Below are 21,571 nucleotides of genomic sequence, written 5' to 3'. Positions count from 1 at the left end.
CGCAAGATCCTCGGAACGGACATGCGAAACTTTTCACATGAGTGCCGCCAGCCGCGCCCCCCAGCGCTCGAACCGCACCACCGCCCGCGTCCGCCGCCGCGCCGCCCTGGCCGCCGGCGGGGTCGCCGGCGCGCTGCTCGTGACCGCGTGCGGCTCCGGCGGGACCTCGGGCGGCGGCGGTGACACCAACTACATCACCGGCGCGGACGGCATCGCCGCGGTCGACCGGGGCGACCGCGCGGCCGTCCCCGACCTCTCCGGCAAGACCGTGGACGGCGACCAGCTCGACATCGACGACTACAAGGGGAAGGTCGTCGTCCTCAACGTCTGGGGCTCCTGGTGCCCGCCCTGCCGCGCCGAGGCCAAGAACTTCGAGACGGTCTACCAGGACGTCAAGGACCAGGGCGTCCAGTTCGTCGGCATCAACACCCGCGACACCTCCACCGGCCCGGCGAAGGCGTTCGAGGAGGAGTTCGGGGTCAGCTACCCGAGCCTGTACGACCCCACCGGCAAGCTGATGCTCCGCTTCGCCAAGGGCACCCTCAACCCGCAGGCCATCCCCTCCACCCTGGTCATAGACCGCGACGGGAAGATCGCCGCGCGCACCCTCCAGGCACTCAGCGAGGAAAAGCTGCGCAAGATGCTCAAGCCGGTCCTGGCGGAGAAGTGACGGGTGCAGTGACGTGACCTCAGCGGCCACCCTCGCCACCCTCGCCGCCGACCCCGGCGAGACCGTACGCAGCGGCGCCCTGCTGCTCGCCCTGCCGATCGCCCTCCTCGGCGGCCTGGTCTCCTTCTTCTCGCCCTGCGTCCTGCCCCTGGTGCCCGGCTACCTCTCCTACGTGACCGGGGTCACCGGCAGCGACCTGGCCGACGCCCGGCGCGGCCGGATGGCCCTCGGCGCCTCCCTGTTCGTGCTGGGCTTCACGGCCGTGTTCGTCTCCGGCGGCGCGCTGTTCGGGTTCTTCGGACAGACCCTCCAGGAGGAGCGTTCCGTCCTCACCAAGGTGCTCGGCGTCCTCATGGTCGTCCTGGGCGTCTTCTTCATGGGCCTGATGCCCTGGCTCACCCAGCGCGAGTACCGCATCCACCAGCGGCCCGCCACCGGCCTGGTCGGCGCTCCGCTGCTCGGCGCGCTGTTCGGCATCGGCTGGACACCGTGCATCGGCCCCACCCTCGCCTCGGTCCTCGCGCTCTCCTCCGACCAGGCCAGCGCGGGGCGCGGCGCCATACTGACCGTGGCCTACTGCCTCGGCCTCGGCGTGCCGTTCGTGCTCGCCGCGGTCGCCTTCCGCAAGGCGCTGGGCGCCTTCGGCTGGGTCAAGCGCCACTATGTCTGGGTGATGCGGATCGGCGGCGTCATGATGATCGCCACCGGGCTGCTGCTGCTCACCGGCGCCTGGGACAGCATCGTGCAGCAGATGCAGACCTGGTCCAACGGCTTCACTGTAGGGATCTGACGCGATGAGCAAGACGACCACCGACGACACCCGGAAGGCCGGTGAGGACCAGGAGCTGGGCGCCGCCGGTTCCCAGCTGTCCACCGCGCCCAAGGAAGACGCGCCGAACCTGCCGGCCATGGGCGTCATCGGCTGGGCCCGCTGGTTCTGGCGGCAGCTCACCTCGATGCGGGTCGCGCTGCTGCTCCTGCTGCTGCTGTCGCTGGGCGCGATCCCCGGCTCGCTGATCCCGCAGACCGGCGTCGACGCCACCAAGGTCGACCAGTTCTACCAGGACCACACCACCCTCGCGCCGGTCTACGAGAAGCTCGGCCTGTTCCACGTCTACAGCTCGGTGTGGTTCTCGGCGATCTACATCCTGCTGTTCGTCTCCCTCATCGGCTGCATCATCCCGCGCACCTGGCAGTTCGTCGGCCAGCTCCGCGGCCGCCCGCCCCGGGCCCCGCGCCGCCTGACCCGGCTGCCCGCGTACACCACCTGGCGCACCGGGGCCGCCCCCGAGGAGGTCCGCGAGGCCGCGCTGAAGCTGCTGAAGAAGCGCCGCTTCCGGGCCGACCTGGACGGCGACGCGGTGGCGGCCGAGAAGGGCTATCTGCGGGAGGTCGGCAACCTCGCCTTCCACATCGCGCTGATCGTGATGCTGATCGCCTTCGGCTGGGGCCAGCTGTTCAAGTACGAGGGCAACAAGCTGGTCCTGGAGGGCGACGGCTTCTCCAACACGCTCACCCAGTACGACGACTTCAAGTCCGGCAACCTGTGGTCGCAGGACGACCTGGCCCCGTTCAGCTTCACCCTGAAGGACTTCAAGGGCACCTACGAGACCTCCGGCCCCAACAAGGGCACCCCGCGCACGTACGAGGCGAGGATCACGTACAGCGTGGGCGCCTACGGCAAGGAGAAGTCGACCACCGTCAAGGTCAACGAGCCGCTGGAGATCGACGGTTCCAAGGTCTACCTGGTCAGCCACGGCTACGCGCCGATCGTCACCGTGCGGGACGCCGACGGCAACGTGGTCGTGGACCACGAGGCGTACGCCCTGCTGCCGCTGGACGCCAACGTCACCTCCTCCGGCGCCATCAAGGTGATGGACGGCTACCGCAACGCCAAGGGCGTCAAGGAGCAGCTCGGCTTCAACGCGTTCTTCCTGCCGACCTACGGCGGCAAGGGCTCCACGATGCTCTCCGCCTTCCCCGGCCTGCTCAACCCGATGCTCGCGCTCTCCGCCTACCACGGCGACCTCGGCGTGGACTCCGGCATCCCGCAGAGCGTCTACCAGCTCGACGACACGAACCTGAAGAAGTTCAAGGACGCCAACGGCGACCTCTACAAGAAGCAGCTCACCGTCGGCCAGACCATGAAACTGCCCGGCGGCAACGGCTCGGTCACCTTCGACGGCATCCAGGAGTGGGCCGGCTTCCAGGTCACCGCGCAGCCCGGCAGCGGCTGGGCGCTCGGCGGCGCGATCGTCGCCATCTTCGGCCTGGCCGGCTCCCTGTTCATCCAGCGCCGCCGGGTGTGGGTGCGGGCGGTGGCAGGCCCCGACGGCGGCACCGTCGTCGAGCTGGCCGGCCTCGGCCGCAGCGAGTCCGCGAAGCTTCCCGAGGAACTCGGCGACCTGGCCGGGGTCCTGTACGACACGTTCCCTGAACCCACCGCCGAATCCACTCCCGAGAGGGCTGAGCAGAAGTGACTCTCGCCGACGCGACCCAGCTGGCCGCAGCGACCAACGAGAACCTCGCGAACACCAGCAACACGCTGATCTACTCCGCGATGGCGGTCTACACCCTGGCCTTCTTCGCCTACATCGCCGAGTGGATCTTCGGCAGCCGCAGCAAGGTTGGCCGTACCGCCGCCGCGCTCACCACGCGGGGCGCGGCCGCTCCCGCGGTCACCGTGCAGAAGGCGGGCGGGACCGCCGTACTGGAACGTCCCAAGGTCGTCGTCCGGGCCGCCGCCGGCGCCCGTGACGTCCCCGACGGGCCCGGCGCGGCGGGCGGCACCGAGAAGGGCGACCTGTACGGCCGGATCGCCATCTCGCTCACCATCCTCGGCTTCCTGATCGAGTTGGGCGGCGTACTCACTCGCGCGCTCTCGGTGCGGCGGGCGCCGTGGGGCAACATGTACGAGTTCAACATCACCTTCTCGACAGTCGCCGTCGGCGTGTACCTGACGCTGCTGCTGCTCAAGAAGAACGTCCGCTGGCTCGGCCTGCCGCTGGTCACCACGGTCCTGCTCGACCTCGGCCTCGCCGTCACCGTCCTCTACACGGCCAGCGACCAGCTCGTCCCCGCCCTGCACTCGTACTGGCTGTACATCCACGTCTCCACGGCGATCCTGTGCGGCGCGGTCTTCTACGTCGGCGCGGTCTCGACCATCCTGTACCTGTTCAAGGACTCCTACGAGAACAAGATCGCGTCCGGCGGCACCCCGGGCCGCTTCGCCAACTCCGTCCTGGACCGCCTGCCCTCGGCCTCCTCCCTCGACAAGTTCGGCTACCGCGTCAACGCCGCCGTCTTCCCGCTGTGGACGTTCACGATCATCGCGGGCGCCATCTGGGCGGGCGACGCCTGGGGCCGCTACTGGGGCTGGGACCCCAAGGAGACCTGGGCCTTCATCACCTGGGTCGCCTACGCCTGCTACCTGCACGCCCGCGCCACGGCCGGCTGGAAGGGCCGCAAGGCCGCCTACCTGGCCCTGATCGCCTTCGGCTGCTGGCTGTTCAACTACTACGGCGTCAACATCTTCGTCACCGGCAAGCACTCCTACGCGGGGGTGTAGCCGCCCGGACTGTCGCGCCCGCTACTGGGCGCCCAGGAGCTGAAGGATCGCGGTCACCGCGTCTCTGATCTGGGTGCCCACCGTCCCGGCGGCCGTGGCGACGAGGGCGATGTCCATCAGGGCGCGTCGGCGGTCCTGGAACGGGACCACGGCGTCGGGATCGAGGACGGGCAGGGAAGTGTCGATCGTCCGGGCGTCCGCGGCGGACACCTGCGCGCGCAGGGCGGGCAACTGCTCCGTCAACGCGCGGATGGCATCCCGCTGTTCGGGGCTCAGGGCGGCCGGAACCGTGTTCTTCACCATGCCGGTGTTGCCCGTTCCGCCGTACATGTTCACATTGTCGCCGCTGATGTGAAAGCTGTCGCCGCTCATGTCTTCCCCATCCCCACGTTGCCCGTTCCGCCGTACATGTTGACGTTGTCGCCGAAGTGGTAGTTCCTGGGATTGATGGCCAGTGTCTCGACCCGCACCACCAGTTCGGTCCCCGGGTTCTCGATCGAGTGCACGACGTGACCGACGAGCTGATGGAGGTGTTGAGTGTCCCTGCTGGTCACCAGGGCTGTCGACGCGCCGGACGTCTCGATGGCCAGCACCCAGTGCGAGGCCGCGCTCAGTACGTTCACCAACTCCACCAGGCAGTAGGACACCGCCAGGATGGCGCAGACCACGACGAAGCCGGCGGTCAGGAAGTCGGCGAGCTCGCCAAGAAGCAGCAGTGCGGCGCCGGCCACCAGGATGATCCCGACGCGCTTGAAGAAGAGCATGGTGGCCGCACCGCGCTGCGGGACGAGCAGGAACGTGTACACACGGGTGACGTTCGCGACCGGGTACGCCGCTCCGCCGACCCACAGCACCCGCTTGCCTACGCGCAGTTCGACGCCGCCTTCCAGGTGCGGGGGCAACCTCGGCGGGGTGGGCGCCACGTTGTGCCAGGGCCGGTCGCCACTGGACGCCTTGGAACGCGGGGCCGGCGGTCGCGGTGGCCGCTCCGGTATCTCCGGTATCCCGGGTCTCTCCCGACTCTCGGATCTTTCGGGTTGCTCCATGTCCCATCCCCCTGGGGTAGGTGGTGCCCGTCACCGGCGACGAAGCATACTGAGGCAGAGGCGGACAGCACCATGTTCTTTCCAGGCGCTGTGCGGCTGGGCGACCATGGGCTGGTTCACGCGCCGATGTCCTCGTTCCACAGTTCGGGGTGCCGCTGTAAGAAGTCGCGCATCATCTCCGTACAGTCGGCGTCGTCCAGCAGCACGATCTCCACGCCGTGCTCGGCCAGCCAGTCGTGCCCGCCGTGGAAGGTGACGGCTTCCCCGATCACCACCCGTGAGATCCCGAACTGCCGCACCAGCCCCGAGCAGTACCAGCACGGGGACAACGTCGTCACCATCGTCGTCCCCCGGTACGTTCGCTGCCGCCCCGCCGCCCGGAACGCCGCCGTCTCCGCGTGCGTGGCCGGGTCGGCGTCCTGGACCCGCCGGTTGCGGCCGCGCCCGAGCAGCGTGCCGTCCGCCCCGTAGAGCGCGGCCCCGATCGGAATCCCGCCCTCCGCGAGCCCCGCGCGGGCCTCTTCGACGGCGGTGGTCAGCCACCCGCGTGCCGTTTCCTGATCCATGCTCATGCCGTCAACTGTGCCGTGTTCCCGCCTTCGATGCCGGTCGAGAACGGGTACGGGGACGTCGGTCACCATGCCGATGGCCGAACGGTCGTTGGCGGCCCGGACCCCGGCACTCAGCCGCTCCTCCGAAGTGGCCGGCCGCACCGCCGCCGGATCGGCCTCCCACTCGCGGCCCCCGCCGACCGGGCGGAGCATCAGATAAGCGCCCAGGCGGTCCCGGTACTCCCCGACCATGCGCCGACGCGGATCGTAGAGCAGCGCTCCCAGTTCCATGCCATTCCCTCTCGTCACTCTGTGTGTAATAAGCGTTGCGCAGGGGAATCATGGGGAGCAATGCTTGCCGCGTGACACTCGGGCACTGGCACGGCGGGGGAGGGGCTGGGGTGAGTCGGCGCAACGCGGAGGGTGCGGCCTCGGGAGCCAGTACGGCGGCGGTGTTCGGCGAGGTGCTCCGGCATTTCCGGGAGGCGGCGGGCCTGACGCAAACCGAGCTGGCGAGGCGCATCCCCTGCGACCGGTCGCATGTCGCGCGGGTGGAGTCGGGTACGCGGGTACCTCAGGACACGTTCGCGCGCACGTGCGACGCGTTGCTGGGCACGGGCGGGGTGCTGCTGAAGCTGTGGGGGCGGATCGACTGGTATCCGCAGGTGGAGCATCCGGATTGGTTCCGGCGCCGGGCTGAGATGGATGCGGTGGCGGTTTCCCTTCGGGAGTATCAAGAGCGGCTCATTCCGGGGTTGTTGCAGACGGAGCGCTACGCGACGGCGCTGTTCGCCCGCGTCGCGGACGGCGAGGAACTGCGGGAACGCGTCCGGGCCCGGCTCAGTCGACAGCAGCGCTTCCTGTCCGAGGGCGGCCCCTCGTACTTCGCGGTCCTGGACGAGAGCTGCCTGCGGAACGTGGTGGGCGACGCGGAGGTCATGCGAGACCAGTGCGCGGCTCTGCTGGAGGCCGGACACCGCGCCAACATCCGTGTCCAGGTCGCCCCCGCGCGTTACGCGCGGTTGCTGCGGCCCAATGTGTCCATGTCGCTCATCGAACTCCCTGGGGGCGAGCGATGGGTGTACTCGGAGTCGTTGGACCGGGGCCACTTCTCCTGCGATCCAGCCGTCTATGCGCAGCACGCCCATACCTATGATGTGCTCAGAGCAGATGTCATGTCGGCCAGTGAGTCTTCCGCTTTCATCGGCGACGCGTTGGAGGGATACGGGCACCATGGGCAGCCACGAAGTCAGCGCGACGGCTTGGATCAAGAGCAGCTACAGCGGAGAGAACGGCGGCAACTGCGTCGAGGCGGCCCCCGGATTCATGGACACCGTTCCCGTCCGTGACAGCAAGAACCCGGACGGCCCCGTCCTCCTGCTGAACCGTTCCGCCTGGGTGAAATTTATCGCTGGCCTGCGCTGACGCACCGGGACGCGGATTTCCGCGTTGCGGTGTCGCGGGCGACTACCCATAAAGGACTCTCGGGGAATAAAGAACCCACCAAGCCCCACCCTTCCCGCCCACGGCGCGGCATCACTCGGGTGGGTGAATGTCGGCGGTCTGGCTGGCTTTTCGATGCCCAACTCCCGCACGCTCAGGGCAACGAGACCGCAGACATGCGTCGGCCCCCGCCGGGACTAACGATCCCACTGCGAGGGCCTGACCACCGAGGAAGTAGGAGCTTCCCGATGGGTACCACCGACCTTACCGTGCTCCCGCGCCCCGGGGGAGTAATTCACGACAATGTCCGCCACACCGCGAACTTCACGGTGGTCGGCAACCACCTCGCCCAGCACCCGGAGTTGTCACTGCTGGCCATCGGACTGGGCCTGCACATCCAGTCGTTGCCCGCCGGACGGCACGTCGACATCAAGACCCTCACCGCCCGTTTCAAGGAGGGCGCGACCCGTATCTCCGCCGCCCTGCGCGAACTGGAGACCCACGGCTACCTGCGCCGGGAGCGCGAACGCACCCCGAGGGGCCGCATCGTCACCCGGACCGTCTCCTGCAACAACCCCGCAGCGGCAGCCGCGCGCCGGCACCGCCGCCCGGCCCCGGAACGACGACACACGCCCCGGAAACCGAAGAAGCGCGCTCTGCCCGCCGTACCGCAGCCGAGTTGCGAGGCCCCGGCACTGCTCCAGCAGGCCACCGATCTCATCGCGGGACTGCGCCACCACGACTCCCGTCTCCTCCTCTCCGCCTGCGACACGGCCCACTTGGCCCCGGGCGTCGCCGCCTGGCTGGAACGGGACGTCACGCCCGCCGCCGTACGCCACGCCCTGGCCGACGGGCTGCCACCCGAGGGCGTACGCCGCCCGGCCGCCCTGCTGGCCCACCGCCTGACGGCGCTGCTGCCACCTCCGCCCCCGTTCCGCGCCCCGGCCGCACCACCGCCGGTGATTCACCCCCTGAGCAACTGCGACGGCTGCGACCGCGGCATCCGCGCCGCAGAACCCGGCACCCGCTGCCGCGACTGCCGGTCCACCCAGCACCACTGATCCAAGACAAGGAACCTCATGGTCAGCCCGCCTCACGAGGCGATGCACCGCATCTTCCAGCATGACCCGGGGCTGTTCAGCCGGGTCTCGCGCTATCTCGGCGTGGAGATTCCCACGCCCGTCAGCGCGACCGTCCTGCCGACCGACCTCACCGAGACCGGTCCCGTCGAACGCCGCGTGGACACGCTCCTGCGCTTCGAGACGGCCGACCAGGGCCCCTTCCTCCTGGCCGTCGAGGCCCAGGGCAAGAAGGACCCGGACAAGCCCGCGAGCTGGGCGTACTACGTGTCGTACCTGTGGACGAAGTACCGGGTGCCGACGGCTCTGCTCGTGGTGTGCCAGGACCACGCCACGGCGAAGTGGGCTCAGCGGGCTGTGAGCAGCGGGCCGCTGCAACTGCCCACTCTCACGTTGCAGCCCGTGGTCGCCGGTCCGCACAACATGCCCGTGATCACTGACCCGGAAGAGGCCCGCGCCGACCTGTTCCTGGCCAGCCTGGCGGCTATTACGCACGCTGCCGACACGGCCGTCAATGCGATACTGAAGACGCTGTCCACAGCGTTGCGGGACGTGCCCGAAGACATCCTGGAACCGATCGTCGAATTCACCGCACAGGGCCTGGGCAACCGCCCGGCCAAGCAACTTTGGAGGAACCTGGTGGCCGTGGACCTCTCCTTCTACAAGTCCTACATCTCGGAAGAGATCCGGGACGAAGGCCGTGCCCAACAAGGTGCCGCTGACGTCCTGCTCGTCCTGGAGCAGCGTGGGCTCGACGTCTCGGACGACGTCCGAGGCCGAGTGACCGGATGCGCCGACCCCGAGATCCTCCGCCGCTGGCTCACCCGGGCCGTGACTGCCCCCACCGCCGAGACGATCTTCGAGGAGGAGTAGGTCGGGCGGGTGTTCGACTGGCCTCTATGCTGGGCCTCCCGCATAGAGGCCGGTCGTACGCCAGGAGGCATGTGTGTCAGCGCTGGAGCCGGACGATCCGCGCTCTGTCGGGGAGTACCAGTTGGTGGGACGGCTGGGCGCGGGCGGCATGGGGCGGGTCTACCTCGGCCGGTCGCCCGGCGGACGCCTCGTCGCGGTCAAGGTGGTGCACGAGGGGCTGGTGCGGCGGCCGGAGTTCCGGGACCGGTTCCGGCGCGAGGTGCAGGCCGCCCGGATGGTCAGCGGCGCCTTCACCGCCCCCGTCATCGACGCCGATCCGGACGCGCCGCTGCCGTATCTGGTGACCAGCTACATCGCCGGGCCGTCGCTGGAGCAGGCGGTGGCCGAGCGGGGGCCGTTCGACAGCAGGGCGGCGACCGCGCTCGCCGCCGGTCTCGCCGAGGCACTGCGGTCGATCCACGCCGCCCACCTCGTGCACCGCGACCTCAAGCCGTCCAACGTGCTGCTCGCCGAGGACGGCCCCAGGGTGATCGACTTCGGGATCGTGCGCAGCGTCGAGGGCGACTCACTGACCGAGCCGGGGCAGATGGCGGGCTCGCCGGGGTTCATGTCTCCCGAGCAGGTCAACGGGGCCGAGGTGACCCCGGCCAGTGACGTCTTCTGTCTCGGCGCGGTGCTGGCCTTCGCGGCGACCGGGCAGAACCCGTTCGGCGGCGGACCGACCCCCGCCCTCCTCTACCGCGTCGTGCACAACGCCCCCGACGTCGGTGCCATCGCCGACCCGGCGCTGCGCGCCCTCCTCGCCGACTGTCTGGCCAAGGACCCGGCCCGCCGGCCGACCCCGCGCGAGATCCTGACGCGGATCGGCCCGCAGGGGGGAGCGGGGGCGACCGTCCTCTCGTATCCGCAGCCGCAGCCGTACCCGGCGGGGCAGCACCAACCGACCCTGCTCGCCCCGCCACCGGCCGCCCCGCCACCACCGGTACCGGTCGTTCCCGCGCATGGCCGCCGGGCGTTCCTCTTCTCCGGCGCCGGGGTGCTGGCCGTGGCGGCCGTCGGCACCGGGTTCTGGCTCAATCGGTCGTCGGCCACCGGGAGTACGGAGGGCGCCGCCGCCTCTCCCTCGCCCAGTCCGTCCGCCTCCGCGTCGAAGGCATCGAAGCCGTTCGGACACTGGCCCCTCGACGAGACGTCCGGAACGGTCGTACGGGACACCGCCGGCGGCAACAACGGCACCGCGACCGGCGTCACCTGGGGGACCAGTACTGACGGCGGGGCCCTGTTCGACGGGACCAGCAGTCAGATCATCACCTCGGGGCCGGCGTTGCAGACCGGAGCGGGCCATGGCTTCACCGTCGCCGCGTGGGTCCGGCTCACCGCCGTGCCGGGTACCTTCGCGACCGCCGTCAGTCAGGACGCCGACGAGGCCAGCGGCTTCTACCTCCAGTACTCCAGTGCCGAGAAGCGCTGGGCCTTCGCCCGCCCCGATGTGCGGGCCGTCAGCAGCACGGTGCCCGCGGTGGGTGTGTGGACCCATCTGACGGGGGTCTGCGAGGGGCCGGACCGCAGGCTGCGGCTGTATGTCAACGGCGTCCAGGAGGCGGTCGTCGAGGACACCAACCCGATCGCCGCGAACGGCCCCCTGGCCATCGGCAGAGCCTCCTACGGCAATCAGCCCGTCGACTTCTTCCCCGGGCTCATCCGGGAGGTACAGGTCTTCGACCGGGCACTCGGCCCGGAGCAGGTCAGGACGCTTCCGCGCTGAGGGACGTCCCGTAAATGATCTACGGGTGCTGGCCGGCATGCTCGTCCGCCGGGTAGGTCGGCGATGTCGAGGTTCAGTTCTGGTTCACCGGCCAGACTGCAGCCGGGTCGCAGTGGGCCGGGCAAGCCAGCAGATAGACCTCGTTGCCGAGGAAGAGCCCGTAGGCATCAACACTGATGCTGTGGGGCTGCTCTGGTTGGCCCGGGTAGACGGCGAATTCCATACCCTCCGGCACTTGGCACAGGTGCACCAGATCGGCGCCGCACGCGCACCGGTAGAACTCGGGGGCTTGCGCCCAGGACGGCGTACCGCCCACTTTGAATGTCTGGGCTCCCAGCCCTCGCGCGTTGAGGTTGTCCACGAAGGGGCGCAGGGTCAGTGGTAGGGCGCACAGGGATGGTTCGGAATCCGCCGCCGGAAGTGTTGCGTGGCGCTGGAGCAGCAGGCTCCAGAACGGACCCGGATAGGGCGGCTGTGGAGCGTCCCAGTACCGGGGCACGAGTCGGCCGCCAGTCAAATGCGGGTCGGATGCGTCGTTGTGCGCGCGGCAGTGAAAGACCAACAGGTGATCTCCGCCGAAAGGTTCCAGGTCCAAGGGGATGTCGAGCTGGAAGAACAGCGCCATCCGCTCGCCGCAGAAACACTCCGGCCACTCCTGGTCCTCGTCGAGGAACGGCCAGCCGCCCACCGAGTTCCGCGTCGGCCGGGTCAGAGGCTCAGTTCCGACCTCGATCGCGTGCGCAGGCAGCCCCGCGCGCATATCCCGCACATTGGGTTCGACCATCCGCTCACTCTAAGGACCGCCCGATGGCTGCTGGCCGCGGGCGGGATGATCTTGGTGAACGTCGTCAGCCCGGGGCCCACGGACACGCCGGCCATCACGCAACTGGCTCCGACCGAGGAGGAACGGAGCGCGTTCTTCGCGAAGATGGGCGCCGGAACCCCCATGACACGGGCCGGCACCCCGGAGGAGGTCGCCGCCGTGATCGCGTTCGTCGCCTCGGACGCGGCCTCGCACGTCAATGGAGCCGACTACCAGGTCGACGGCGGATACGGCCAAGTCTGACCGGTGGGCGACGGTTCGCCCGCGCGGACCCGTTCGCGGACCCGTTCGACGAGGAAGCGTCTGCCGTGGACCGCAGTATGGGGGACGGACTCGACGCCGTGGACGTGACCGTCGCGGTCTGCGCCTCCTCGGTACCACCGGGCCGGACGACCCCGGGGCGTGCGCGAGAAGGCTCCTGGACCTGTTCACCGACAGCCTCGCGGCCCCCGCTGGGTGACACCAGGGCGCCCGCACGGCCGCCTAGTCGCTCTTCGGGTCCTCGTCCTTCTCTTCCTTCTCTTCCTTGCGGGGCTTGTCCTCGTCGAGGGACTTCAGGAACTCCGGATTGTCGTCCGGGGCGACCCACTGGCCCCGGCCGCCGCCGGCCTGGAAGCGGCCCGGTCCGGTCGCCGGCTGCCGCTTCTTCCCCGCGATGATCCACGAGATCGAGCCGGCCAGCGGGAAGAGGAGGACGAGGATCGCCCACAGGGGCTTCGGCATGTGCCGGACGTCCTCGTCCTTCGTGCTGATGCAGTCGATGAACGCGTAGACGCTCAACGCCAGTGGCACGAGGAACATCAGCACCCGCAGCATGGGGCCTCTCCAGCGAAAGCGGTGGGCGGTACGGGGTCAGCGTATCGGCTCGGGGATACTGGACGGCATGGCTTACGACGATCTTCGCTCCCTGCTCAGGGCACTGGAACGCGAGGGCGACCTCAAGCGTGTCAAGGCCGAGGTCGACCCCCACCTGGAGGTCGGGGAGATCGTCGACCGGGTGAACAAGGCCGGCGGTCCCGCCCTGCTGTTCGAGAACGTCAAGGGCTCCGACCTGCCGCTGGCGATGAACGTCTTCGGTACCGACCGCCGGCTGCTGAAGGCGCTGGGCCTCAAGTCGTACGAGGACATCTCGGACAAGATCGGCGGGCTGCTGCGGCCCGAGCTGCCGCACGGGTTCGTCGGGGTGCGCGAGGCGTTCGGCAAGCTCGGCGCGATGACCCACGTACCGCCGAAGAAGGTCAAAGAGGCGCCGGTGCAGGAGGTGGTGCTCACCGGGGACGACGTCGATCTCGACCGGCTGCCCGCGCTCTTCACCTGGCCGAAGGACGGCGGCTCCTTCTTCAACCTGGGGCTCACCCACACGAAGGACCCCGAGACCGGCATCCGCAACCTCGGCCTCTACCGCCTCCAGCGCCACGACAAGCGCACCATCGGCATGCACTGGCAGATCCACAAGGACAGCCGGAATCATTACGCGGTCGCGGCCCGGCGCGGTGAGCGGCTGCCGGTCGCGATCGCCTTCGGGTGTCCGCCGGCCGTGACGTACGCCTCCACCGCCCCGCTGCCCGGGGACATCGACGAGTACCTGTTCGCCGGGTTCCTCCAGGGCAGGCGGATCGAGATGGTCGACTGCAAGACGGTGCCGCTCCAGGTGCCCGCGCAGGCGGAGGTCGTCATCGAGGGCTGGCTGGAGCCCGGCGAGACGCTGCCCGAAGGGCCGTTCGGCGACCACACCGGGTTCTACACCCCGCAGGAACCGTTCCCCGCGCTGACCATCGACTGCGTGACGACGCGGAAGCGGCCGCTGCTCCAGTCGATCGTGGTGGGCCGCCCGCCGACCGAGGACGGGCCGCTGGGGCGGGCCACCGAGCGCTTCTTCCTGCCGCTGCTGAAGATCATCGTGCCGGACATCGTGGACTACCACCTCCCGGAGGCGGGCGGCTTCCACAACTGTGCGATCGTGTCGATCGACAAGAAGTACCCCAAACACGCCCAGAAGGTGATGCACGCCATCTGGGGCGCGCACATGATGTCCCTGACCAAGCTGATCGTGATCGTGGACTCCGACTGCGACGTCCACGATCTGCACGAGGTCGCCTGGCGGGCCCTCGGCAACACGGACTACGCCCGGGACCTGACGGTCGCGGAGGGTCCGGTGGATCATCTTGATCACGCCTCCTACCAGCAGTTCTGGGGCGGCAAGGCGGGCATCGACGCCACGAGGAAGTGGCCCGAGGAGGGGTACACCCGCGACGGGGGCTGGCCGGACATGGTGCTGTCCGACCCGGATACGGCGGCGAAGGTCGACCGCCGCTGGAAGGAGTACGGACTGTGACGTCGGCTTCCGCCGCGCTGCCGCAGCAGCCGGGGCGCACCAAGGCGTTCCTGCGCCTGGTGATGATCGAGCACTCGGTGTTCGCGCTGCCCTTCGCCTACATCGCCGCGCTGACCGCGATGTTCCTCATGGACGGGAACATCCACTGGGGCCGGCTGCTCCTGGTGACCATCTGCATGGTGGGTCTGCGCACCTTCGCGATGGCCGTCAACCGGATCATCGACCGCGAGATCGACGCCCGGAACCCGCGCACCGCCCACCGCGAACTGGTCACCGGCGCGATGTCGGTCAAGCACGCCTGGACCGGTGCGATCGTCGCCGTGGTGGTCTTCCTGGGCTCGGCGGCGCTGCTCAACCCGCTCTGCCTCGCCCTCGCGCCCATCGCGGTGATCCCGATGGTGGTGTACCCGTACGGCAAGCGGTTCACGAACTTCCCGCAGGCCATCCTCGGTCTCGCGCAGGCGATGGGGCCGATCGGCGGCTGGCTGGCGATCACCGGTGAGTGGTCCTGGGACGCGGTGATCCTCGGCCTCGCGGTCGGCATCTGGATCGGCGGCTTCGACCTGATCTACGCCTGCCAGGACGTCGAGACCGACCGGAAGGTCGGCGTCCGCTCGGTCCCGGCCCGGTTCGGCATCCCAGCCGCGATCTGGGGCGCGCGCGGCTGCCACACCGTGACCACGGCCCTGTTCGTCTGGTACGCGCTGGCCACCGACGCCGGTGCCTTCTTCTGGCTGGGCCTGCTGATCGTCGCGGGCGCGTTCGGCTACGAGCACACCATCGTGCGCCCCACCGACCTGTCCCGCCTGAACCGGGCGTTCTTCAGCGTCAACGGGTTCATCGGGATCGCCCTGTTCGTGTGCGCGCTGCTGGATCTGCTGGTGCGGGGGCTGACCGTCTGAGGGCTCACCGTATGAGCGCGCGGGGCTGAGCGGGCCGGCGTCGGAACACGAACGCCGCCCCCACCCCCGCCGCCAGCCCGATCAGGTGTCCCTGCCAGCTGACGCCCGACTGGGTCGGGGCCAGGCCGGCGAGGAGGGAGCCGCCCCAGACGGCGGCCACCAGGAGGCCGGCCAGGATGCCCAGGGGGCGGCGCTCGGTGAAGCCGCTGACCAGCAGGTAGCCGAAGAGGCCGAAGATCAGGCCGGAGGCACCGGCGGTGTTGGTGCCCGAGGGGGATATCAGCCAGACGCCCAGCCCGTCCGCCACGACGATCAGCGCGCAGAGCGCGAGGAACCGGCGGATCCCGCCGAGCGCGGCGAGGAAGCCGAGGACCAGCAGCGGCACGGTGTTGGCGGCCACATGGGCGAAGCCGAAGTGGATGAACGCGGCCGGGACCACGTCCACCAGCTCCGCCGCGGTGCGCGGCACGATGCCGAAGCGGTCCAGCGCGTGACCGCTGACCGCGTCGGCCGCTTCCAGCAGCCACAGCAGCGCGATCCAGCCCGCCATCAGCTGGGCGGCGGCCTTCGCCCGGTCGCCGCGCGACCACTGCGGCCGCCCGCGCACCCCCGGTGCCGTACCCGCCATGTCAGCCCCCCGCCACTCGCCCGTCCCTTCCTGTGAACGCCCCGCCCCCTCGCCCGGTTCCCACCCGGCGGCTGCCTATAGGCTCGGTCCCGTGAACCCAGTCAAGCCAGGAGAGACGGCGCGTACGCCTTGGATCGTAGGGGTGTCAGGTGCCTCCGGCACTCCGTATGCCGCCTCGGTCCTGCGGGCCCTGCTCGCCGCCGGCGAGAGCGTCGACCTGGTGGTCAGCCGGGCCTCGCGGCTCACCCTGCTCGACGAGACCGGCATCTCCTTCCGGGACGCCCACTGGCGGGACGACCTGCGGGAATGGCTCGCCCGCGGCGCCGACGGCAAGCCGGACACCTTCGCCGTCGACCTCGACGCGGTGCGGTACTGGAACGCGGGCGACCTGGCCGCCGGGCCGTCCTCCGGCTCGTACCCCGCCAAGGGGATGCTCATCGTGCCCGCCTCCACGGCGTGCGTCGCCGGGGTCGCGCTCGGGCTGTCCAAGGACCTGTTGCAGCGGGCGGCGAGCGTCACCCTGAAGGAGGGGCGCCGACTGGTCGTGTCCGTCCGCGAGACGCCGCTGAACGGGACGACCCTGCGGCATCTGGTCGCCCTGGACGACGCGGGCGCCGCCGTCGTCCCCGCCTCGCCGGCCTTCTACGCGGGCGCCACCCACATCCAGGACCTGGTGGACTTCGTGGCCGGCCGGGTTCTCGACGCGGCGGGCGTACCGCACGGGCTGTACCGCCGCTGGGCGGGCGAGCTGGGCAGCGCGTCCCGTACCACCACCTCTTGAACCCCTGTACTTGAGAACTCCGCACGAATCACATATCGGAAGGCTTCGATCCATGGACGCGGTGGACAGGCAGCTCATCCAGGCCCTGCGGGAGAACGGCCGGGCCTCCTACGCCGAGCTGGGGCGCCTCGTCGGCCTGTCGGGACCCAGCGTCACCGACCGCATCAACCGCCTGGAGGCGGCCGGCGTCATCACCGGCTACCGGGCCACGGTGGACGCCGCCTCACTGGGCCTCGGCGCCGTCGCCCTGATCGGCATCTCGCTCTCCGACGCGGCCGACCACGAGGACGTCGCCCAGCGGCTGAAGGAACTGCGGGAGATCGAGGACTGCTGGTTCATCGCCGGCGACGACTCCTACATGCTCAAGGTGCGCGCCACCGACGTGGACGGCCTCGAGCGGATCATCCGCCGGCTGTCCGGCACCAAGGGCGTCTCCCGCACCCGTACCACCGTCGTGCTCTCCACCAAGTGGGAGAACCGGGTGGGTGAGCTGCCGGACGAGGTGTAGTCGTACGGGTGCAGTCGTACGGCAGGCGTACCGTTGGTCGAGTTGTCGGAGAAAGGTGTGGGTGTGGGTATGGACGTCGGGCTCAAGCGCGAGCTGGAGGAGAAGGTCCGTTCCGGTGAGCGGCTGACCCGCGAGGACGGCATCGCGCTGTACGAGTCGGACGACCTCGCCTGGCTCGGCGGCCTCGCGCACGAGGTGCGGACCCGGAAGAACGGCGACGTCGTCCACTTCAACGTCAACCGGCACCTCAACATGACCAACGTGTGCACGGCGTCCTGCGCCTACTGCTCCTTCCAGCGCAAGCCGGGCGAGAAGGACGCGTACACGATGCGCATCGAGGAGGCGGTGAAGCTCGCCAAGGAGATGGAGGGCGAGAACCTCACCGAGCTGCACATCGTCAACGGGCTGCACCCGAACCTGCCGTGGCGCTACTACCCGCGCTCGCTGCGGGAGCTGAAGGCGGCGCTGCCGAATGTCTCGCTGAAGGCGTTCACCGCCACCGAGATCCACCACTTCGAGACCATCTCCGGGATGAGCGCGAGCGACATCCTCGACGAGCTGATCGACGCGGGTCTTGAATCCCTCACCGGCGGCGGCGCGGAGATCTTCGACTGGGAGGTGCGGCAGCACATCGTCGACCACCGCACCCACTGGGAGGACTGGTCGCGCATCCACCGGCTGGCGCACGAGAAGGGGCTGAAGACCCCGTGCACCATGCTCTACGGCCACATCGAGGAGCCCCGGCACCGGGTCGACCACGTCCTGCGGCTGCGCGAACTCCAGGACGAGACCGGCGGCTTCCAGGTCTTCATCCCGCTGCGCTACCAGCACGACTTCGTCGACCTGAAGGACGGCAAGGTCAGAAACCGGCTCCAGGCGCGGACCCAGATGGCTACGGGCGCGGAGGCGCTGAAGACCTTCGCGGTGTCGCGGCTGCTGTTCGACAACGTGCCGCACGTGAAGGTGTTCTGGGTCATGCACGGGGTGCAGACCGCGCAGCTCGCGCTCCAGCACGGGGCGGACGACATGGACGGGTCGGTGGTCGAGTACAAGATCACGCACGACGCGGACGACTTCGGCACGCCGAACAAGCTGACCCGGGAGGATCTGCTCGACCTGATCCGCGACGCCGGGTTCCGGCCGGTGGAGCGGAACACCCGGTACGAGATCATCCGGGAGTTCGAGGGGCCTGACGCGGGGCGCCGGGATGCGCCGCAGCCGATGCGGGTGTGAGCTTTCGTCGCCGGATGCGGATGCGGATGCGGATGCGGATGCGGATGCGGGTGCGTCGTGGCTGGTCGCGCAGTTCCCCGCGCCCCTCTCAGGGGCGTGCGGTGGACGTGCCTCCAGGGGCGCGACGGCGGGTACCCGGCCCGCATGTCAGCACCCGAGGACGAATACACCGCCGACCCCTTCGTGCCGGACCACGGCGGCCTGACCGCGCTGCGCGAGGCCGCCGCCGGCTGCCGCGGCTGCCCCCTGCACCAGGACGCCACCCAGACGGTCTTCGGCCGGGGAAACCCGCACGCCCGCGTGCTGCTCGTCGGGGAGCAGCCCGGCGACCAGGAGGACCGGCAGGGCAAGCCCTTCGTCGGGCCCGCCGGCCAGCTGCTCGACCGGGCGCTGGACGAAGCCGGCCTCGACCCCGCGGACGCGTACGTCACCAACGCCGTCAAGCACTTCAAGTTCACCCGGGCCGAGCCCCGCAAGCGCCGTATCCACAAGGCGCCCACCCTGCGGGAGGCGGCCGCCTGCGGCCCCTGGCTCGCCGCCGAGCTGGCGCTGGTCGAACCCGAGCTGATCGTCGTGCTCGGCGCCACCGCCGGCAAGGCGCTGCTCGGCTCCTCGTTCCGGGTCACACGGGTGCGCGGCACGGTGCTGGAGGAGGAGATCCACGGCCGGCCGGAGCGGCTGCTGCCGACCGTGCACCCCTCGGCGGTGCTGCGCGCGGATGACCGGGAGGGCGCGTACCAGGGGCTGGTCTCGGACCTGACGGTGGCGGCACGAACGCTGAAGTAATAGTTACTATTCATCCGTGCCTCTTACTTTCACTCTCGACCCGGCCGTCACCCCCGACCTGCGCGACGGTGTCCTCGACCTGTGGACGGACGTGTCCAACGCGGGCGGCTCCGTCGGGTTCGTGCCGCCGGTGACGCGGGAGACGATCCGGCCCGAGCTGGTCAAGCACCTGGTGGCCATGGCGGAGGGGCGGACCCGGCTGCTGGTCGGCCGCGACGCGGAGGGGCGGGTCGCCGCCACCGCGTTCCTCTCCCGCAACACCCACCGGCTGATGACCCACTGGCTGTGGCTCTACACGGTGATGGTGCACCCCCGGTATCAAGGACAGGGGTACGGCCGCGATCTGCTGGCCGCCGCCGCGGACGCCGCCCGCGGCCTCGACGGCATCGAGGCGATACGGCTCACCTGCCGGGGCGGCCTCGGCCTGGAGCGGTTCTACGCCTCCTGCGGCTACAAGGAGGTCGGCCGGGTCCCCGGCGCCATCCGGGTGGCCCCCGGCGACGACCGCGACGACGTCGTCATGCTGCTGTCGCTGGACTGATGCCCGTACCCCCGTTGCCGCGCGGGCGCCCCGGCGTGCTTCACTGGACGATGCCTCTTTGTGCCGGAAACGGAAGTGTGGATTGAGATGCTCCGCTACACGCTGATGCGCCTCGGGATCTTCGTGGGCTGCCTCGTGGTCGTCTGGGGCCTCGTCTACGCCGGGGTCTTCCCGAGCGGCCTCGGTGACTCCAACGGCATGTGGATCGTGCTGCTCTCGCTGCTGATCTCCGCCCCGATCAGTTTCGTGGTGCTGCGCGGCGAGCGGGACCGGGCCTCCGTGCAGGTGGTGAACAAGGTGGACCGCATGAAGGCCAACCTGGAGGCCAACCGCAGCCAGGAGGACACCCCCGACGACGCCACCCGCGCGCAGGGACAGACCTCCTGACCCCTCCCGCGTATCGCGTACCGCGTCCAGCGCCCCGGTGATCGCCGGGGCGCTTTGCGTTGTGGGGGAAAAGGTCGCCGATGACCTCCCAAAGAGAGGCTATGGGCGTCCCAAAGTATTGGTGTTAAAGTCGTGTGCATGAAGTCAGCAGTCGCGCCCCATCTCCCCGCGAGCGTTCCGCTCGTGGCGCGCCTGCATGTGGACCTCTGCCGGTGCGCGTCCTCCCACTGTCGCCCCTGACGTCCCCTTCCGCTATTCCCCTTCCGTGACGTCGGTTCAGCGCGTCCCGTCCCCCTTCAACGGAGCATGTCCGTGTCCTCACGCACGCAGTCCTTCAAGGTGCCCTTCTGGGCGCAGATAATCGCCGGTCTCGTCCTGGGCGTGCTGCTCGGCTGGCTCGCCCGCAGCCAGGACGTGTCCTGGCTGGTCACGACCCTGGAGAAGGTCGGCAGCATCTTCATCGGCCTGCTGAAGCTGGCCGTCGCCCCGCTGGTCTTCTTCGCGATCCTGGTCTCGATCACCAACCTGAGGAAGGTCAACAACGCGGCCCGGCTGGCGTCCCGCACCCTCCTCTGGTTCATGATCACGTCGCTGATCGCGGTGGCCATCGGCCTCGTCATCGGCCTGGTCACCAACCCCGGCGCCGGCACCGGTCTCACGCCGAAGGACGGCGCGGCCCCCGACCACACCGGCTCCTGGCTGGACTTCCTCACCGGCATCGTGCCCACCGACGTCATCACGCCGTTCACCGAGCTGAACGTGCTCCAGATCGTCTTCATGGCCGCCGTGGCCGGCATCGCCGCCCTCCAGCTCGGCGACAAGGCCAAGCCGATCCTCACCCTGAGCGAGTCCGTCCTCGAGCTCCTCCAGAAGGCCCTGTGGTGGGTCATCCGGCTCGCCCCGCTGGGCACCGTCGGCCTGATCGGCAACGCCATCGCCACCTACGGCTGGGACCTGATCGGCAAGTACGCGACCTTCACCGCCGACATCTACGTCGGTTGCGCGCTGGTCCTCTTCGTGGTCTACCCGACGCTGCTGGCGACCGTCGCCAAGGCCAGCCCGCTCCAGTTCTTCAAGGGCGCCTGGCCCGCGATCCAGCTCGCCTTCGTCTCCCGCTCCTCGGTCGGCACCATGCCGCTGACCCAGAAGGTCACCGAGCGGCTCGGCGTGCCGAAGGAGTACGCGTCCTTCGCGGTGCCGTTCGGCGCGACGACGAAGATGGACGGGTGCGCGGCCGTCTACCCGGCGATCGCCGCGATCTTCGTCGCGCAGATCTTCGACATCCAGCTGAACGTCGGCGACTACCTGCTGATCGCGTTCGTCTCGGTGGTCGGCTCGGCCGCCACGGCCGGCCTGACCGGCGCGACGGTCATGCTGACCCTCACCCTCTCCACACTGGGCCTGCCCATGGAGGGCGTCGGCCTGCTCCTCGCCATCGACCCGATCCTGGACATGATGCGAACGGCCACCAACGTGGCCGGACAGGCTCTGATCCCGGTCATCGTCTCGGCCCGGGAGGGGCTGCTCGACCGTACGGCGTACGACACGGCGCACAGCTCGCCGATCGACGAGCCGGAGCCGGTGCGCGACCGCGAGCCGGTGACGGCGGCGGCCGCGTAGGCGCGGGCGCGTACGGTCCGTCCGGATCAGTC

Annotated in this window: 24 protein-coding genes and 1 pseudogene; 19 read left to right on the top strand and 6 right to left on the bottom strand. The window is 69.8% G+C overall.

Going from position 1 to position 21,571, the window contains the following annotated elements; translation table 11 throughout:
* Window positions 1-37: 37 nt before the first annotated feature.
* From ACTT8P_RS04585 to ccsB, 4 genes are read left to right on the top strand one after another with little or no spacing between them, the layout of a single operon-like run.
* Window positions 38-670: a TlpA family protein disulfide reductase gene (locus ACTT8P_RS04585; protein ID WP_442830212.1), complete on the top strand. Its 633-nt coding sequence runs from the start codon at window positions 38-40 to the stop codon at window positions 668-670.
* Window positions 671-683: 13 nt separating this feature from the next.
* On the top strand, window positions 684-1,460 hold the full coding sequence (locus tag ACTT8P_RS04580) for a cytochrome c biogenesis CcdA family protein (RefSeq protein WP_442830211.1): 777 nt from the start codon (window positions 684-686) through the stop codon (window positions 1,458-1,460).
* Between the two features lie 4 nt (window positions 1,461-1,464).
* On the top strand, window positions 1,465-3,150 hold the full coding sequence (gene resB, locus ACTT8P_RS04575; protein WP_442830210.1) for a cytochrome c biogenesis protein ResB: 1,686 nt from the start codon (window positions 1,465-1,467) through the stop codon (window positions 3,148-3,150).
* A complete protein-coding gene (ccsB, locus tag ACTT8P_RS04570) occupies window positions 3,147-4,238 on the top strand; it encodes a c-type cytochrome biogenesis protein CcsB (protein WP_442830209.1) in 1,092 nt (363 codons plus the stop codon). The genes resB and ccsB overlap by 4 nt, the downstream gene beginning before the upstream one ends.
* 21 nt (window positions 4,239-4,259) lie before the next feature.
* Here the strand turns inward: ccsB and ACTT8P_RS04565 are convergent, their stop codons facing one another.
* The 3 genes from ACTT8P_RS04565 to ACTT8P_RS04555 form a co-directional block, all read right to left on the bottom strand.
* Window positions 4,260-4,610 (bottom strand): hypothetical protein, encoded by a 351-nt coding sequence (locus ACTT8P_RS04565; RefSeq protein WP_442830208.1) that lies wholly within the window; start codon window positions 4,608-4,610, stop codon window positions 4,260-4,262.
* Window positions 4,607-5,140, bottom strand: a complete 534-nt coding sequence (locus ACTT8P_RS04560; RefSeq protein ID WP_442830207.1) for a DUF6232 family protein — start codon at window positions 5,138-5,140, stop codon at window positions 4,607-4,609. The genes ACTT8P_RS04565 and ACTT8P_RS04560 overlap by 4 nt, the downstream gene beginning before the upstream one ends.
* A gap of 260 nt (window positions 5,141-5,400) precedes the next feature.
* A complete protein-coding gene (locus ACTT8P_RS04555) occupies window positions 5,401-5,850 on the bottom strand; it encodes a nucleoside deaminase (protein WP_442830261.1) in 450 nt (149 codons plus the stop codon).
* A gap of 386 nt (window positions 5,851-6,236) precedes the next feature.
* On the opposite strand from ACTT8P_RS04555, the gene ACTT8P_RS04550 reads away from it, so the two are divergent.
* The 5 genes and pseudogenes from ACTT8P_RS04550 (at window position 6,237) to ACTT8P_RS04530 (ending at window position 10,995) form a co-directional block, all read left to right on the top strand.
* Window positions 6,237-7,184 (top strand): helix-turn-helix domain-containing protein, encoded by a 948-nt coding sequence (locus tag ACTT8P_RS04550; RefSeq protein WP_442830206.1) that lies wholly within the window; start codon window positions 6,237-6,239, stop codon window positions 7,182-7,184.
* A pseudogene (locus ACTT8P_RS04545) lies at window positions 7,156-7,260 on the top strand (DUF397 domain-containing protein); the annotation flags it as partial. The gene ACTT8P_RS04550 and the pseudogene ACTT8P_RS04545, both read left to right, overlap by 29 nt.
* A gap of 266 nt (window positions 7,261-7,526) precedes the next feature.
* On the top strand, window positions 7,527-8,339 hold the full coding sequence (locus tag ACTT8P_RS04540; RefSeq protein WP_442830205.1) for a helix-turn-helix domain-containing protein: 813 nt from the start codon (window positions 7,527-7,529) through the stop codon (window positions 8,337-8,339).
* A gap of 18 nt (window positions 8,340-8,357) precedes the next feature.
* Window positions 8,358-9,230, top strand: a complete 873-nt coding sequence (locus ACTT8P_RS04535; protein WP_442830204.1) for a hypothetical protein — start codon at window positions 8,358-8,360, stop codon at window positions 9,228-9,230.
* A gap of 73 nt (window positions 9,231-9,303) precedes the next feature.
* Window positions 9,304-10,995, top strand: a complete 1,692-nt coding sequence (locus ACTT8P_RS04530; protein WP_442830203.1) for a protein kinase domain-containing protein — start codon at window positions 9,304-9,306, stop codon at window positions 10,993-10,995.
* A gap of 73 nt (window positions 10,996-11,068) precedes the next feature.
* Here ACTT8P_RS04530 and ACTT8P_RS04525 read toward each other — a convergent pair whose 3' ends face one another.
* Window positions 11,069-11,779 carry a hypothetical protein gene (locus ACTT8P_RS04525; protein WP_442830202.1) on the bottom strand — a complete coding sequence of 237 codons (711 nt, stop codon included), beginning with the start codon at window positions 11,777-11,779 and terminating at the stop codon, window positions 11,069-11,071.
* A 54-nt stretch (window positions 11,780-11,833) separates the two neighbouring features.
* Between ACTT8P_RS04525 and ACTT8P_RS04520 the strand changes: the two genes are divergently transcribed.
* Window positions 11,834-12,061 carry an SDR family oxidoreductase gene (locus ACTT8P_RS04520; protein ID WP_442830201.1) on the top strand — a complete coding sequence of 76 codons (228 nt, stop codon included), beginning with the start codon at window positions 11,834-11,836 and terminating at the stop codon, window positions 12,059-12,061.
* Between the two features lie 240 nt (window positions 12,062-12,301).
* Here ACTT8P_RS04520 and ACTT8P_RS04515 read toward each other — a convergent pair whose 3' ends face one another.
* Complete coding sequence (locus ACTT8P_RS04515) at window positions 12,302-12,634, bottom strand: PLD nuclease N-terminal domain-containing protein (protein ID WP_442830200.1); 333 nt, start codon at window positions 12,632-12,634, stop codon at window positions 12,302-12,304.
* 67 nt (window positions 12,635-12,701) lie between these two features.
* Here ACTT8P_RS04515 and ACTT8P_RS04510 point away from each other — a divergent pair, with 67 nt between their 5' ends.
* Together ACTT8P_RS04510 and mqnP are read left to right on the top strand one after the other, a co-directional pair.
* On the top strand, window positions 12,702-14,153 hold the full coding sequence (locus tag ACTT8P_RS04510; protein WP_442830199.1) for a menaquinone biosynthesis decarboxylase: 1,452 nt from the start codon (window positions 12,702-12,704) through the stop codon (window positions 14,151-14,153).
* Window positions 14,150-15,055, top strand: a complete 906-nt coding sequence (gene mqnP, locus ACTT8P_RS04505) for a menaquinone biosynthesis prenyltransferase MqnP (protein WP_442830198.1) — start codon at window positions 14,150-14,152, stop codon at window positions 15,053-15,055. The genes ACTT8P_RS04510 and mqnP overlap by 4 nt, the downstream gene beginning before the upstream one ends.
* A 4-nt stretch (window positions 15,056-15,059) precedes the next feature.
* Here mqnP and ACTT8P_RS04500 read toward each other — a convergent pair whose 3' ends face one another.
* Window positions 15,060-15,683: a rhomboid family intramembrane serine protease gene (locus tag ACTT8P_RS04500; RefSeq protein ID WP_442830197.1), complete on the bottom strand. Its 624-nt coding sequence runs from the start codon at window positions 15,681-15,683 to the stop codon at window positions 15,060-15,062.
* Between the two features lie 91 nt (window positions 15,684-15,774).
* On the opposite strand from ACTT8P_RS04500, the gene ACTT8P_RS04495 reads away from it, so the two are divergent.
* The 7 genes from ACTT8P_RS04495 (at window position 15,775) to ACTT8P_RS04465 (ending at window position 21,539) form a co-directional block, all read left to right on the top strand.
* Entirely contained in the window at window positions 15,775-16,464 is a 690-nt protein-coding gene (locus tag ACTT8P_RS04495; protein ID WP_442830196.1) for a UbiX family flavin prenyltransferase, read from the top strand.
* Window positions 16,465-16,516: 52 nt separating this feature from the next.
* Complete coding sequence (locus tag ACTT8P_RS04490) at window positions 16,517-16,972, top strand: Lrp/AsnC family transcriptional regulator (protein ID WP_189423099.1); 456 nt, start codon at window positions 16,517-16,519, stop codon at window positions 16,970-16,972.
* Window positions 16,973-17,041: 69 nt separating this feature from the next.
* On the top strand, window positions 17,042-18,205 hold the full coding sequence (gene mqnE / locus ACTT8P_RS04485; protein WP_442830195.1) for an aminofutalosine synthase MqnE: 1,164 nt from the start codon (window positions 17,042-17,044) through the stop codon (window positions 18,203-18,205).
* A gap of 144 nt (window positions 18,206-18,349) precedes the next feature.
* On the top strand, window positions 18,350-18,991 hold the full coding sequence (locus ACTT8P_RS04480) for a UdgX family uracil-DNA binding protein (RefSeq protein WP_442830194.1): 642 nt from the start codon (window positions 18,350-18,352) through the stop codon (window positions 18,989-18,991).
* A 16-nt stretch (window positions 18,992-19,007) separates the two neighbouring features.
* A complete protein-coding gene (locus ACTT8P_RS04475; protein WP_442830193.1) occupies window positions 19,008-19,532 on the top strand; it encodes a GNAT family N-acetyltransferase in 525 nt (174 codons plus the stop codon).
* 87 nt (window positions 19,533-19,619) lie between these two features.
* Window positions 19,620-19,919: a DUF4229 domain-containing protein gene (locus tag ACTT8P_RS04470; protein ID WP_442830192.1), complete on the top strand. Its 300-nt coding sequence runs from the start codon at window positions 19,620-19,622 to the stop codon at window positions 19,917-19,919.
* 306 nt (window positions 19,920-20,225) lie between these two features.
* A complete protein-coding gene (locus ACTT8P_RS04465; protein ID WP_442830191.1) occupies window positions 20,226-21,539 on the top strand; it encodes a dicarboxylate/amino acid:cation symporter in 1,314 nt (437 codons plus the stop codon).
* The last annotated feature ends 32 nt before the right edge of the window (window positions 21,540-21,571 follow it).

The sequence above is a fragment of the Streptomyces sp. JW3 genome, assembly GCF_052216785.1.
Classification (GTDB): Bacteria; Actinomycetota; Actinomycetes; order Streptomycetales; family Streptomycetaceae; genus Streptomyces.
This window is presented reverse-complemented; position numbering and strand designations above follow the sequence as displayed.